Origin of the sequence: Pseudomonas sp. KU26590, from assembly GCF_026153515.1 — a bacterium.
Lineage (GTDB): Bacteria > Pseudomonadota > Gammaproteobacteria > Pseudomonadales > Pseudomonadaceae > Aquipseudomonas.
In genome coordinates this window covers 2276784-2289965 of sequence record NZ_CP110644.1, presented here as the reverse complement: position 1 = coordinate 2289965, position 13182 = coordinate 2276784, and the positions used below count along the sequence as shown (strand labels likewise).

General features: G+C 59.3%; 14 protein-coding genes. 6 read left to right on the top strand and 8 right to left on the bottom strand.

Translation table 11 applies throughout. The annotated features are described in order from the left end of the window. Positions 1-15: 15 nt before the first annotated feature. Positions 16-756 (bottom strand): flagellar basal body rod protein FlgF, encoded by a 741-nt coding sequence (locus OKW98_RS10235; RefSeq protein ID WP_133775921.1) that lies wholly within the window; start codon positions 754-756, stop codon positions 16-18. A 271-nt stretch (positions 757-1027) separates the two neighbouring features. Here OKW98_RS10235 and OKW98_RS10230 point away from each other — a divergent pair, with 271 nt between their 5' ends. Next, a complete protein-coding gene (locus OKW98_RS10230) occupies positions 1028-1207 on the top strand; it encodes a hypothetical protein (RefSeq protein ID WP_265389042.1) in 180 nt (59 codons plus the stop codon). Positions 1208-1998: 791 nt separating this feature from the next. Here OKW98_RS10230 and OKW98_RS10225 read toward each other — a convergent pair. The 7 genes from OKW98_RS10225 to OKW98_RS10195 all read right to left on the bottom strand — a co-directional run bounded on the left by OKW98_RS10225 (position 1999) and on the right by OKW98_RS10195 (position 9925). Next, on the bottom strand, positions 1999-3735 hold the full coding sequence (locus tag OKW98_RS10225; protein WP_265389041.1) for a flagellar hook protein FlgE: 1737 nt from the start codon (positions 3733-3735) through the stop codon (positions 1999-2001). A gap of 256 nt (positions 3736-3991) precedes the next feature. Further along, a complete protein-coding gene (flgE, locus tag OKW98_RS10220; RefSeq protein WP_265389040.1) occupies positions 3992-5326 on the bottom strand; it encodes a flagellar hook protein FlgE in 1335 nt (444 codons plus the stop codon). Between the two features lie 28 nt (positions 5327-5354). After that, complete coding sequence (locus tag OKW98_RS10215) at positions 5355-6080, bottom strand: flagellar hook assembly protein FlgD (RefSeq protein WP_265389039.1); 726 nt, start codon at positions 6078-6080, stop codon at positions 5355-5357. A gap of 15 nt (positions 6081-6095) precedes the next feature. Further along, positions 6096-6539 (bottom strand): flagellar basal body rod protein FlgC, encoded by a 444-nt coding sequence (gene flgC, locus OKW98_RS10210; protein WP_265389038.1) that lies wholly within the window; start codon positions 6537-6539, stop codon positions 6096-6098. A 3-nt stretch (positions 6540-6542) separates the two neighbouring features. After that, on the bottom strand, positions 6543-6950 hold the full coding sequence (gene flgB / locus OKW98_RS10205) for a flagellar basal body rod protein FlgB (RefSeq protein WP_265389037.1): 408 nt from the start codon (positions 6948-6950) through the stop codon (positions 6543-6545). Positions 6951-8120: 1170 nt separating this feature from the next. After that, positions 8121-8948, bottom strand: a complete 828-nt coding sequence (gene cheR / locus OKW98_RS10200; protein ID WP_265389036.1) for a protein-glutamate O-methyltransferase CheR — start codon at positions 8946-8948, stop codon at positions 8121-8123. Between the two features lie 44 nt (positions 8949-8992). Continuing rightward, on the bottom strand, positions 8993-9925 hold the full coding sequence (locus OKW98_RS10195; protein WP_265389035.1) for a chemotaxis protein CheV: 933 nt from the start codon (positions 9923-9925) through the stop codon (positions 8993-8995). A 73-nt stretch (positions 9926-9998) separates the two neighbouring features. On the opposite strand from OKW98_RS10195, the gene flgA reads away from it, so the two are divergent. From flgA to OKW98_RS10170, 5 genes are all read left to right on the top strand, one after another. Continuing rightward, positions 9999-10760, top strand: a complete 762-nt coding sequence (gene flgA, locus OKW98_RS10190; RefSeq protein ID WP_265389034.1) for a flagellar basal body P-ring formation chaperone FlgA — start codon at positions 9999-10001, stop codon at positions 10758-10760. Between the two features lie 170 nt (positions 10761-10930). Then, complete coding sequence (gene flgM / locus OKW98_RS10185; protein ID WP_265389701.1) at positions 10931-11248, top strand: flagellar biosynthesis anti-sigma factor FlgM; 318 nt, start codon at positions 10931-10933, stop codon at positions 11246-11248. A gap of 49 nt (positions 11249-11297) precedes the next feature. Continuing rightward, complete coding sequence (locus tag OKW98_RS10180; protein WP_074893095.1) at positions 11298-11765, top strand: flagella synthesis protein FlgN; 468 nt, start codon at positions 11298-11300, stop codon at positions 11763-11765. A gap of 82 nt (positions 11766-11847) precedes the next feature. Then, positions 11848-12588: a flagellar brake protein gene (locus tag OKW98_RS10175; protein ID WP_265389033.1), complete on the top strand. Its 741-nt coding sequence runs from the start codon at positions 11848-11850 to the stop codon at positions 12586-12588. Between the two features lie 334 nt (positions 12589-12922). Continuing rightward, positions 12923-13177 (top strand): PAAR domain-containing protein, encoded by a 255-nt coding sequence (locus tag OKW98_RS10170; protein ID WP_265389032.1) that lies wholly within the window; start codon positions 12923-12925, stop codon positions 13175-13177. The last annotated feature ends 5 nt before the right edge of the window (positions 13178-13182 follow it).

Sequence of the window (13182 nt, the reverse complement as noted above, 5' to 3'; positions counted from 1 at the left end):
GCAAGCTGTCAGTCATTAGCCCATTTGCAAGACGCGAGCCATCGACTCGTCATCCTGCTCGGCGGTCTTCATCATCTTGATGTGCAGTTCGAATTGGCGGGACAGCGCCAGCACCGACGTCATCTCGTCGACGGCGTTGACGTTGCTGGCCTGAAGAAAGCCGGATTCGACCTGCACGTCGGCATCGGCCTGGGCCGGCTTGCCGCTTTTGGTGTGCATCAGACCGTCGGGGCCTTTTTCCATGGTCGTCTGGTCGCCCTTGACCAGCTTGATGCGGTCGATCTGGGCCATGACCTGCGGGCTCTCGCCCAGCGAGCGGACGCTGATGGTGCCGTCGGCGCCGATCTCGATCTGCTGCTGCGGAGGCACGGCAATCGGCCCGCTGTTGCCCATGACCGGCAAACCATTGCCATCACGCAACACGCCGAGGGCGTCGATGTTCATGCTGGAGGTGCGGGTGTAGGCTTCACCGCCGTCGGCGGTCTGCACCGCCATCCAGCCGTTGCCTTTGACGGCGACGTCCAGATCGCGACCGGTGTCGACCATCGCGCCCTGGCTAAAGTCAGTGCCGGGACGTTCGCTCATGGCGTACGCCCGGGACGGGTTAACCTCGCCGAACACCGGCATCGAGCGCGCTTGTTCGAGGTCGCGTTGAAACCCGTTGGTCGAAACGTTCGCCAGGTTGTTGGCATGGGCCTTTTGGGCGATGGCGTTTTCCGACGCTCCGCTCATGGCCACGTATAGCAACTTGTCCACAGTCTTCCTCCTCCGACAGACGCTTGCCGCCTGTAGCTGTACTGAACAGGTCATAGCAATAATCGAACCAGTTTTTCAGCGGTGATACAAAGCGTTGATTCTTCAATGATTCCGGCCGCTTTCCGTGGACGTGAGTCCGGTTTGCGTCGCCCCGCGACAGCAGACTGCCGGTTTCCTGCAAGTCGACGGCAGCGAGCGCCAGAAAACTCACCATGGGGTGCGAAACTTGCAGCGTTTTGTGAATTCGCTTCAGTCGCCACGGAAAACTGTCATGGGTCTGCGCACCGCCCTGCTCCTTACACTGATTGCCTGCTCGTTTGCCGCATGGGCGGCGCCGGCGCCCTATTTCCTCTGGCAAGGCGCCCACCGCACGGTCTGCGCCCAGCTCAGTCCGGGCAAAGGCTGGACACGGATCAGCGCGGCGTATGTGAAGTCGGATTGTTCGATTTAAGTTGTTTCGATCTGCTGTAGCTTGATCGCATGACACCCCGCATTCGTCAGCAAGCTGACTCCCACAGGTTCTGTGTATCACCCTGAAATCCCGGCCCACGCCGATCCACTGTAGGAGCGTGGCTTGCCCCGCGATCTGGCGCGCAGCGGCAGTAGACCCGATGAATGCGGTGTGTCAGCAAGCACGGCGCCGCGAGGTTTAACGACTGCTTCGCAGCCGATCGCGGGACAAGCCACGCTCCTACAGATTTTGCGTGTGCCTATGCCTTTGCGTTCGCCACATACCGATTGGTGTACCACCGCGATTTCCCGATCCAACGCCGACCCACTGTAGGAGCGCGCTTGCCCGCGAAGGCGGTGTGCCTGTGACGAGACAGTCGCCTGACACGCCGCCTTCGCCAGCAAGCTGACGCCTACAGGTTCTGTGCATGATGGTGAGATCCCGGCCCACGCCGATCCACTGTAGGAGCGTGGCTTGTCCCGCGATCTGGCGCGCAGCGGCAGTAGACCCGATGAATGCGGTGTGTCAGCAAGCACGGCGCCGCGAGGTTTAACGACTGCTTCGCAGCCGATCGCGGGACAAGCCACGCTCCTACAGGTTTTGCGTGTGCCTATGCCTTTGCGTTCGCCACAAACCGATTGGTGTGCCACCGCGATTTCCCGATCCAACGCCCACCCACTGTAGGAGCGCGCTTGCCCGCGAAGGCGGTGTGCCTGTGACGAGACAGTCGCCTGACACGCCGCCTTCCCGGCTGAAGCCGGTTCCACACTGGCGCTCACGCCAGTTGCGCATCAAGTCGCGCGTATCAACGTCTGCATCAGTTCCGCCTCCGTCGACAAGGTTTTAGAGTTGGCCTGATAGGCCGTCTGCGCCTGGATCAGCTCCACCAGTTCATTGGTCAGCTTGACATTGGAGCCCTCCAGCGAGTGCCCGATGACGCTGCCCAAGGTGCCGACACCCGGCGTGTCGTAATTGGCGACGCCCGAGGCCAGGGTTTCGACCCAGCGCGTGTCGCTGACCGGCCGCAGCCCTTGATTGTTGGCGAAGCTGGCGAGCATGACCTGGCCGACGTTACGATGCTCGCCATTGCTGAACCCGATCATCAGCATGCCGCTTTTGTCGATGGTCAACTGAGTGGCCTGCCCTGCCGCGTGCCCGTCGATGACAACGTTGCTGCTGCCGGTGGCGGCGTTGTGCTGACTGATCTTGTTAAAGTCCATGACAATGCCGTTAGCATTTCCCACGGCGCCATTCGCACCCCAGCGCCCGCCCGGTTTGTTGCCGTCCAGCGGTTTGGCGGGCACCCAGCCGCTCAGGGTCAGGGTTTTGTTGGCGGCGGTCAGCCATTGGCTACCAATCAGTGATTGCAACGAGCCGCTGGAGTCAAACAGCATGCTGGCCGTCGACGGCGCCGTGCTGGTCGGGTCCTGCGGGTTGCGCCCGTCAATCAGCGTGTGCATCTTCCAGCTGTTGCTGCCGTCCTTGAGGAAGTACTGGGTCATCTCGTGGCGCATGCCGAGGCTGTCGAACACCCCAAAGGTGGACGCCTTGGTGAAGGTGGTGAGGTCCGACGGATTGAAAGTCGGCACCGGCCGCGGCAAGAGCGGATCGGTCGGATCGAGCGCTGGCAGGCCACCGTCCAGCAGCGGCAGTGAGATCGGTCCCGGGGCGGGCACGGGGCTTGCTGTCCAGTTGCCGTTAACCTTGACCGCCGGGCGCCAGTTCTGCAACGCCAACTCGGTGTCGGAAATCATCTTCACCGCTGCTGCCGAGCCGGTGAGCGAAAGCCTGCCGGCAGCAGACACCTGCAAGCCGATCTCCAGTGGCGCGGTGCTGGTCGGGTCCAACGGATTCACACCGTCGATGAGTATGTAAGACGTCCAGTTATTGTCGTCGGTCTTGACGAAATACTGCTTGAGCTCATGATCCTGCGGCGGAGTGCCAGCGTCCTGAATCACCCTCCCCGTCACCCGGGTGTAGGTGGTCGGGTCGCCAGGGTCGAAGCGCGGAAGAGCGCCGAGTGACGTCGACCCCGCATTCAGGTTGAGGGTCTGCTCCATCTTGCCGGTGGCTTTGGGCGACATGCCGGCGGAGTCAATCTTCAAATCCGTGCGAACGCCGCTGATCACTTTCCCGTCGTCGGTAATCCCATAACCCTGCAAGCGACTGCCGTGGGCGTCGACGACGAAATTCTGTGCATCTTTGATGAAGGCCCCTGACCGGCCGTAACTGATGGAACCGGCGTCACTCATGACAAAAAATCCATTGCCCTGAATGCGCATGTCGAGCGCCCTGCCCTCGCTGGTGATGACCCCGCCGGGCGCGAAATTCTGCGAGACGTTGGCCACTTGCACCCCATCACCTGCGGCCGTGCGGCTGCCGCCGAGCATGGAGGACGAATAGAGCGCCGAGAACTCGGCGCGAGAGGATTTGAAACCGGACGTGTGGACGTTGGCGATGTTGTTGCCGGCCACTTCCATGCGCTTGTGCGCCGCGTGCAAACCTGAAACCGCTGTGTTGAATGACATGAACACTCCCTGAGTCGTTGTTCAACGACAAGCTCGTCAATGCATCGAGATCGCGGGCAAAGGAATGCGATCGAACGGACGTCATGAACGACGCCGCTCAATGGCATTTATTTGTCAGCGAACTTGATTCTCGCAAAGACGAAAGTAGGAAGTTTCCAGTTGTAGAGTGGGACGGCTCTCGATATTTCATCCCGAAAAAAAGGCAAAAAAAAGCCCCTCCGAGAGGGGCTTGATCAAGCGTACCCATCGACCGTGATCAGGTCATCTGAATGATGGTCTGCATGATGGTGCTCTGCGTCGAAATGGTCTTGGCGTTCGCCTGGTAGTTACTCTGCGCCTTGATCAGGTTGACCAGCTCGCCGGTCAGGTCGACGTTGGATTCTTCCAGCGCCTGCCCGGTCAAGTAACCCAGCGTACCCGACTGCGGAGCGCCCGTAACCGGGATGCCCGACGAAGCCGATTCACGCCAGTTGGTGCCGCCCGCCGGGGACAGGCCCTGAACGTTGGCGAAGTTGGTCAGCGACACCTGACCGATGACCTTGGACTGACCGTTGGTGTAGGTCGCGAACATGTTGCCAGTGGCGTCGATGTTCATCGCTGTGATCTGGCCGGTGGCGTAACCGTCCTGGGTCTTGGTGATTGCACCCGACACCGCGTTAGTCTGGGTGGTCGCCAGCATGTTGAGCTTGATCCCGCCCGCATTCGCGGCCGCGCCGTTGCTCGCCCAGGTAGTGGTGCTGCCAACGGTAGTCTTGGCGGCGGGCACCCAGTTGTTGATGGAGAAGATACCGTCCGTACCCACGCTCACGTTTGGCGAATTGGTGGTATCAGGGGAGCCGGTGCCGCTGGTGATCAAGCCACCCGACGAATCGAAGGTCACTGCGGTCGCGTCAGCGGTAGTGGACGTTGGATCGCTGATGCTGCGGCCATCGACCAGGCTGTACATCGTCCAGGTATTGGTGCCCGTCTTCGAAAAATACTGGTCGAGGGTGTGTTCGTTACCCTGACTGTCGTACAGCGGCGTGCTGTAGGTCGTGGTGTAGCTGCTGGTGTCCGACGGCGAGAAGGTCGACACCGTCGGCACGGTGGACGAAGAGTTCAGGTTGGAGGCGACGGTGATCAAACTGGTGCTTTTCGGCGCCAGGTTCGACGAATCGACACGCAGGTTGCTCAGCACGCCCGTGGCGACATTGCCCTGACCGTCAACGCTGTAGCCCTGCAGATTGTTGCCCGCTTCGTTGACGATGTAACCCGCGGAGTCGGTGTGAAATGCACCGGCGCGGGTGTAGAGCTTCTCGCCGTTGTTGCTCATCATGAAGAAGCCGTTGCCGTTGATCGCCAGGTCCAGGCTGCGACCGGTGCCGGTGTTCAGCGTGCCCTGTGTGAACTGCTGAGAAACGGCGGCGGTGGTGACGCCACTGCCGGTGTTGGTGCTACCGGACGTGCCGCGAATCGATTGGGCGTACTGGTCAGCAAACTCCGCACGGGAAGATTTGAAACCGGTGGTCGCGACGTTGGCAATGTTGTTGCCGGTGACGTCGAGACTTTTGTTTGCAGCGTAGAGCCCACTAAGACCAACATTGAAAGACATGATTAACTCCTGCGCCGTCTAGTCGGCTCTAAATTCCGATTTGCTTGATTTTTGCCAGTGCAACCTGGGTACCGCCGGCCAGGTTCAACGTCATGTCAGAGCCCGTTGTGCCCATGGTCACGCTGTTCACTGTCGCCGGCAGGTAGGTGCTCAACGTAGTGGAGGTGCCGCTAAGGCTGCCGTTGGCGACGAAGCTGTAATTGCCCGCTGCCACCGCTGCGCCGCTGTCATCCGTGCCATCCCAGCTAAAGGATGTGGTGCCCGCCGCCTGAGTACCCAGGTCGATGGTGCGCACGACGTTGGTGCCGGTGCTGTCGTAGATCTTCACCGTGGTGTCGGTACTGGACGATGGCAGCACCACCGAACCGGTCATGGCCTTGCTGGTGTCGACGTAGGTGGAACCGGCGTCCACGGTCACCGAGCGGCCGACCAGGGACGAGGCCTGCAACGCCTGCGACGACTGATACATGGTGCTGATCGAGTCCACCGAGGTGCTCAGGTTCTGCATGGTTTCCAGGCTGCTGAACTGAGCCAGCTGCGCCACGAACTCGCTGTTGTCCTGAGGATCGAGCGGGTTCTGGTTCTGCATTTGCGTCACGAGCAATTGCAGGAATGAATCCTTGCCCAGCGAACTGGAGCCGGTGAGGCTGCTGGTGTCGGTGGCGGATTTGGTGCTAGTGCCTGTGGTCCCGGTGGTCGTGCTTTGCAGCCCTTTGAGGAACGTCGAGGTAGCGTCTGTGCTTGATACCGTCATGGATTTCGCCCTTTATCACTGACCGAGGGTCAGGACCTTCTGCATCATTGTTTTCGCGGTGTTCATGATTTCCGCGTTGGTCTGGAACGAACGGCTGGCCGAGATCATGTCGGCCATCTCGTTGACGACGTTGACGTTCGGGTAATACACGTAGCCGTTTTTGTCGGCTGACGGGTGATTTGGCTCGTAACGTGCTTCCAGGTTGGAGGCGTCTTCGACGATGCCGGAAACCTGTACGCCGGTGCCGGCCTGACCCTGGTCTTCGAACAGCGATGCACTGCCGCCGGATTCCTGACCCTGGAAGACTGTGGCGAACACCGGATGGCGGGCGCGGTAGGTCTTGTCCATGCTGGAGGACACGGTTTCGGCGTTGGCGATGTTGCTGGCCACGGTGTTGAGGCGGGTGTTCTGCGCACTCATACCGCTACCGGCAATACTGAAAACACTGGCTAGGGACATGGATTACTCTCCGCGCAGGGCTGCAACCAGCCCTTTGAATTTGCTGTTGAGCAAGGTGAAGCTGGCCTGAAAACCGATGGCGTTTTCGGCGTAGTTGGCATTTTCGACCTGGGAGTCGACAGTGTTCTGGTCCAGCGACGGCTGCGACGGCGTGCGGTAGAGCAGGCTGGCTTCGCCATCGCTCATGCCTTCGGCTTCAATGTGACGGTTGTTGGTCATGTCGAGGGCGAATTGGCCGTTTTTGCTTTTGTCGCTTTCGGCGGCCAGGACTTTCGAGAAGTCGAGGTCACGCGCCTTGTAGTTGGGGGTGTCGGCGTTGGTGATGTTGTTGGCCAGCACTTCGGCACGCTGGGCGCGGAAGTTGAGCGCTTTTTCGTGGATGCCGAGGGCGTTTTCAAAACTGATGCTCATGTCGGGACCTTTGAGGGCTGACCAGATGTACGTACAGGAGATATAGCAAGGTGCGTGCCACTTGCTGAAAGTGCAGTTTTACGGGGGCTGTAGGGGTGTTGGTGGGGAGGGATGACAGAAAAGCGGCAAGGGATTTCCGCTTGATGGGACGAAAGCGGCAAGACGGGTGCCGTTTTTTTGCCGTTACCAACGCTGCCGCTTTCAGAAGCCGGAGTCGGCGCCTGCATTGTGTACGTCCCTCAGTACTCGGCGGCGCTGATGTTTTAGGCTCGGCCTAACGGCCTCGGTTTCGCCTTCGGCGAGTTACTTGGAAAAGCACCCCAAGTAACCAAGGGTGCCTGCTCCTGGTTAGGCCCGACTTCGTCGGGTTCCCTCACTCCGACGACGCTCCGTGGGCCCGCGCCGAACGGACATCCATGTCCTAGCGGCGCTCTCGCGGCATCCATGCCGCTCGGCCCACTCCGCGTCGTCTGCGTTCGGCCTGCACCCAAGTCGCGATAGGTGTCGTCTGAACTAGCTTTGTATGAAGATCAAGATCAACAGCTTCCCGGCTCAAGCCGGTCCTACTGGACACCGCGTGCTTTTAGTGGGATCGGCTTTAGCCGGGAAGATGTCAGTGCGCAAGCCACGGAATTTATGGTGACCAAACGGGCCCCTTTCCGGCTAAAGCCGGTCCCACTGACCGTGCGCGAATACCTGTAGGACTGGCTTTAGCCGGGAAGCCCTTGATCTGTTCTTGATCTGCTTTAGATGTGCTTTAGATGTGCTTTTGATCTTCATGCGCAAAAAGCACAAACACCGCCAATCGCGACCTGGGTGCAGGCTGAACGGAGGTCTCGCGCAGTGGGCCGAGCCGCATGGATGCGGCGAGAGCGCCGTCAGGACATGGATGTCCGTTCGGCGCGGGCCCACGGAGCGGGACCGGAGTGAAGGTATTCCGACGGAGGAGGAACCCAACCAGGAGCAAGCACCCTTGGTTACTTGAGATGCTTTTCCAAGTAACTCGCCGAAGGCGAAACGTCTGCCCCTAGGCAGACGCTCTTGATCCTGGGGATTTTCACAAACTCGCCGAAGGCGAAACAATCTGCCCTTAGGCAGATGCCCTACCAGCGCCAGCACAAAACAAAAAACCCGCCTAAGCGGGTTCTAATAAATCAAAAGCGCAGCCAATCACTTGGCCTGATAAATAATCCCGGGACTGCACTGCACCATCTGATAATGATCGGGCAACCCGTTCAGCGCCTCCGACGCCCCAAGGAACAAATACCCCCCCGGCTTCAACGTCGAATGAATACGCAACAAAATATCCTTCTTCACCTCCGCCGAGAAATAAATCAGCACGTTGCGACAGAACACGATATCGAACTTGCCCAACGCCGCATAACTGTCCAACAGATTGAACGAACGAAACTCCACACGGCTCTTGATCGGCATCTTCACCGTCCAGCGCCCCGGCGTCTTCTGATCGAAGAAACGCTGCAGACGGTCTGGCGACAAACCCCGGCCAATGGCCAGACTGTCGTACTCACCCGTCTTGCAATTGTTCAACATCAAACCCGACAAATCCGTCGCCACAATCTGCACGCCCGACTTCAACTGCCCCGCGTTACTGCGCTCGAACTCATCAATCGACATCGACAGCGAATACGGTTCCTGCCCCGACGAACACGCTGCCGACCAGATGCGCAGACGCTGGTTAGGGCTGGCCTTGATCGCCTCCGGCAACACCTTGTTCTTCAGCACCTCGAAGGGGTACGTATCGCGAAACCACAACGTCTCGTTGGTGGTCATCGCATCGACCACCTGCTCGCGCAAACCACTGCGCGGCTGGGTCTGGATACGCTGGATCAGCTCACTCAACGACTTGATGGACTGCTGCTCCATCAACTTGTTGAGACGGCTGGAGACCAGGTACTGTTTATTTTCACCCAGCAAAATGCCACAGGCTTTTTCCAGGAACACCCGGAACTGATCAAAATCCAAATTACCTGTAGACATGCCGCCCCTCAAATCATGTGAACAGCAAGGAGGAAAACCCCTCCTCAGCTGATATCTGCCGCCTTGATGCGATCGACTACCCTCGCCGCCAGATCGTCCGGCCGGAACTTGGCCAGGAAATCATCAGCGCCGACCTTCTTGACCATCGCCTGGTTGAACACGCCGGACAACGACGTGTGCAACACGATGTGCAACTTCTGCATGCGCGGGTCGCTGCGAATCTCCGCAGTGAGGGTATAGCCATCCATCTCCGGCATTTCAATGTCGGAAATCATCATCAGGAATTCTTCTTCCGGCTTCTTGCCTTCTTCCACCAGTTTGCGCAGGAATTCGAGTGCCTGACGACCGTCATTCAACGCCGTGACTTCCACGCCGACGGTTTGCAGGCAGCGCGTCACCTGTTTGCGCGCCACTGAGGAATCATCGACCGTCAACACGCGCAACGAGAGCGCCTTGTGCTGGACCTCCGCCGTCACCACACCGACCGAGATGTTCTCGGAGACCGGCGCCACTTCGGCGAGGATCTTCTCGACGTCGATGATTTCCACCAGCTGGTTGTCCAGACGCGTCACTGCCGTGAGGTAGTGGTCGCGACCGGTGCCCTTGGGTGGCGGATGAATGTCTTCCCAGTTCATGTTGACGATGCGTTCCACCGCATGCACCAGGAAGCCCTGAATCTTGGTGTTGTACTCCGTGATAATCACGAAGGAATTGGCAATGTCAGCCAACGGCTTGCCGCCGGTCGCCAATGCCAGATCGAGGATCGGGATGGTCCCGCCACGAATACTTGCCACGCCGCGCACAATCGGACTGGATTTGGGCATGTGGGTAAGTTTCGGGCACTGAAGCACCTCTTTTACCTTGAACACGTTGATCCCATATAACTGCTTGCCGTCCAACCGGAACAACAACAGTTCAAGGCGGTTCTGCCCTACCAGTTGAGTGCGCTGGTTTACTGAATCCATCACACCAGCCATGCACCACTCCTCCCAAAACGACCAATTGCGCTACCGGAACGGTAAGCGGCACGGGCCTTGCTATTTACTCATCATGAACACACAAACGACAGTATCCCGACGCCTGGCCCCCGCAACCCGCAGCTTTCTCTGCGTGCTGGTCGCGCTGTGTCTATTGTGTGCCGCCAGCCTGAGCCGCGCAGACAACATGACCCTGCCTGAAACACTTATCGGCGTGACCCAGGGCTTTCTTGAATTCACAGTTGAAGACTACATGGCGACCAACCAAACCGCCGGCCGCTACGAAATCGAAGTCAAGCAGCTGGACCCGCGTCTGCGCATGCCGCTGTGCGACAAGGATTTGACAGCCTCACTGGAAAGCCCGGCCCAGCCCATCGGCCGTGTCACGGTGAAGGTGCGCTGCGAAGGCACCTCCCCGTGGACGGTGTTCGTGCCGGCCCAAGTACACCTTTACCGCAATGTGGTCACGGCCGTGCGGCCAATGAAGCGCGACGCAATCGTGACTGAAAACGATGTCGCACTGCGCGAACGTGACGTGAGCCTGCTGGGGCAAGGCTTCCTGGATTCGTTGGATCAGGCAGTCGGGCAGAAAGTTGTCCGACCAACGGTCATCGACCAGATCCTGACTCCGGTCCACCTCGATCAGCCGCAAATGGTCCACAAGGGCGATCAGGTGGTAATCAGCGCGCGCAGCGGTTCGATGAGCGTACGGATGCCGGGCGAAGCCCTGTCCGACGGCGGTTTCAATGAGCAAATACGGGTCAAGAACCTCAATTCCCAACGAGTGATCAAGGCCAACATTGTGGCGCCCGGTCAAGTTGAGGTCGCTATGTAACTGAAATGTGAAGGTAAGACCTCTGGCGCTGCGCTTGCGCTTTTCCTACACTCGGAACCTCAGAGCTCCGTGCGACGTCCATTCGAGACTGTTTTCGCACGAGCCCTAAAGTTATTCCGGGTATGGCCGAAACCAAGGCAAGCGTCCTAGAACCCAGAGGTTTTTCAATCATGGTCATCGACTTCAATCGTTTGAACAGCTCCACTCCCGTTGGCGGTACAACACGTACCGCCAGCACCAAGGAAGCCAGCAAAACCGAAGCTACGGCAGCGGTCAGCGGCGCCTCGAGCGTGCCCGGTAGTGGTGAGGCAGTACATTTGAGCAGCGAAGCTCAACAGTTGCAGAAGATCAGTGATTCGTTGCGTGATCAGCCTGTCGTCAACAGCGCCCGTGTGGCTGAGTTGAAGCAGGCGGTCGCCGACGGCAGCTATAAGGTCGACAGCAATCGTGTTGCTAGCAAACTGCTTAACTTCGAAGCCCAGCGCTAGCCCCCGGTCTGCGCAGGGGCTTCTGGACGCTTAAACACCAGGGCATGCGATGCAAGACACTACATTGCTTCAACTGATCACGGACGACATTGCGCCGACCCGGCATTTGCTGGACATCCTGAAGGCCGAGTCAGTGGCGCTTCACGGGCGCAATATGGTCGAGATGGAACACATCCTGGCGCAGAAACAGGCGCTGGTGATCGTGCTCGAGCAGCATGGACGCCGACGTACCCAGCTGATGACCAGCCTGGGTCTGCCCGCCAATCGTGCGGGACTCGAAGAAGTGGCGAAACATTCGTCAGTGGGTGAAGCCTTGTTGACCGCAGGCGATGAACTCAGCGCACTGATGAGTGAATGCCAGGCGGCCAATGAACAGAACGGCAGCCTTATCCAGCTCCAGCAACTCACCACGGCACAGCAGTTGAGGATTCTCAACGGCGGCGACACCCCCACGCTGTATGACAGCCGCGGTTCGACGTCGGGCAAGGCCAGGCCGCGTCCGCTCAGCCAGGCGTAAGTTCTTGTATCAAGGCGCGCACCGTGGTGGCAATATGCCGCACGCTGAACGCTGCCGTTATTTGCCTGGAGATGGATAGACCGTGAATGCCTCAAGCGCGGATGATGTTCCGCAGCCCCCGATGGTACTGACTACCCCGTTGGAAATCGCCGCCAATCTGCGGCTGCTGATGGAAAGTCATGACCCGCTGATCATCACGTTTCACGAACGCACCCAGCGTTTTCAGAGCTACGTGATCGACGTCAACCGCGACACCAACGAGGTCATCTTCGACGAGATGATTCCCCGCGACGGCGAGCGTTTTCTTGCCAGCGGTGAACCCTTCCGGGTCGAAGGCTTTCACGACGGCGTGCGCATCGCCTGGGAAAGCAAAGCCCAGCTGACGGTGATCGAAGAGCCGCGCAGCTATCGCGGCCCGCTGCCTGAAGAAGTCGTCTATCACCAGCGCCGCAACGCGTTTCGCGCGGCCCTGAAGCTGGCTTCGCTGATTGATGTCGAAATCGGTGGCGACAGGCTCAAATTTCCGTTGCGCGGCAAACTGCTGGACGTCTCCGCGACCGGTTGCAAGCTACGCTTCGAAGGTGATATCTCCGAGCGCATGCAGCTGGGTCAGGTCTATGAGCGCTTCATCGCCTCCCTGCCCTTCGGCAACATGACTACGCCGGTGGAACTGCGCTATCTGCACTTCGAAGAAAGGATCAACACCACGTTCGCCGGTGTGCGCTTCCACAACATGAGTGGACTGGTGCAGCGCCAGGTCGAGCGTTTCGTGTATCAGCTGCAGCGCGAAGCGCGACGCTTCGACAAAGACGACGATTTCTGATTGTTGGTGGTGACTGGCTGGCGCGTTTTATGGCGCGCTGGCTGGTTGTCGAAATCAGCTGCTATCGCTCCCCAGAGTACGCACGTCAAATAGCGCGCCCTGATCCAGTCCCACAACGCCTCCCGCCCCGCTCCAACCCCCTCCAAATTACGCTTATTCGATCAAAATGTGCGCCTCATCACGTTCGCGTGTAGGACTCTTCACCGCGCTAGCGTGGGACGCGTCTTGAAATAACCTGTGCCACTTTCAAGCCCCTGACCCTGTGTTAATTTCGCCGCTCAAACGCACCGGAGCATGGACGCTCACCGCGGCCACACCTCAGGGAAGTTTCGTCATGCGCCCCATCATCGTTCTCAACGACCCCACCCTCAAAGGCGGTCGAGTCATCCAAGGCTCGCCCTCCACGTTCCTGCACGGTCTCGAAGTCGCCCGCCACGGCGACGGCGTGCTCTGCTTTCACGGCCCCTGTGCCATCGCCGAAGGGGATGAAACCTGCCTCGTCGATGACCGGCCCATTGCCCGCGAGGGGGACCGCCTTCTGTGCGGCGACACCCTGGTGGCGACCCACGATGACTGCTGCATTCTGTAGGGGTC

What these genes read in the sequence shown, in the direction of transcription:
- OKW98_RS10230 (WP_265389042.1), top strand. Translation starts at nt 1,028, where the DNA reads ATGGGTCTGCGCACCGCCCTGCTCCTTACACTGATTGCCTGCTCGTTT.
- OKW98_RS10225 (WP_265389041.1), bottom strand. Translation starts at nt 3,735, where the DNA reads ATGTCATTCAACACAGCGGTTTCAGGTTTGCACGCGGCGCACAAGCGC.
- flgE (WP_265389040.1), bottom strand. Translation starts at nt 5,326, where the DNA reads ATGTCTTTCAATGTTGGTCTTAGTGGGCTCTACGCTGCAAACAAAAGT.
- OKW98_RS10215 (WP_265389039.1), bottom strand. Translation starts at nt 6,080, where the DNA reads ATGACGGTATCAAGCACAGACGCTACCTCGACGTTCCTCAAAGGGCTG.
- flgC (WP_265389038.1), bottom strand. Translation starts at nt 6,539, where the DNA reads ATGTCCCTAGCCAGTGTTTTCAGTATTGCCGGTAGCGGTATGAGTGCG.
- flgB (WP_265389037.1), bottom strand. Translation starts at nt 6,950, where the DNA reads ATGAGCATCAGTTTTGAAAACGCCCTCGGCATCCACGAAAAAGCGCTC.
- cheR (WP_265389036.1), bottom strand. Translation starts at nt 8,948, where the DNA reads ATGTCTACAGGTAATTTGGATTTTGATCAGTTCCGGGTGTTCCTGGAA.
- OKW98_RS10195 (WP_265389035.1), bottom strand. Translation starts at nt 9,925, where the DNA reads ATGGCTGGTGTGATGGATTCAGTAAACCAGCGCACTCAACTGGTAGGG.
- flgA (WP_265389034.1), top strand. Translation starts at nt 9,999, where the DNA reads ATGAACACACAAACGACAGTATCCCGACGCCTGGCCCCCGCAACCCGC.
- flgM (WP_265389701.1), top strand. Translation starts at nt 10,931, where the DNA reads ATGGTCATCGACTTCAATCGTTTGAACAGCTCCACTCCCGTTGGCGGT.
- OKW98_RS10180 (WP_074893095.1), top strand. Translation starts at nt 11,298, where the DNA reads ATGCAAGACACTACATTGCTTCAACTGATCACGGACGACATTGCGCCG.
- OKW98_RS10170 (WP_265389032.1), top strand. Translation starts at nt 12,923, where the DNA reads ATGCGCCCCATCATCGTTCTCAACGACCCCACCCTCAAAGGCGGTCGA.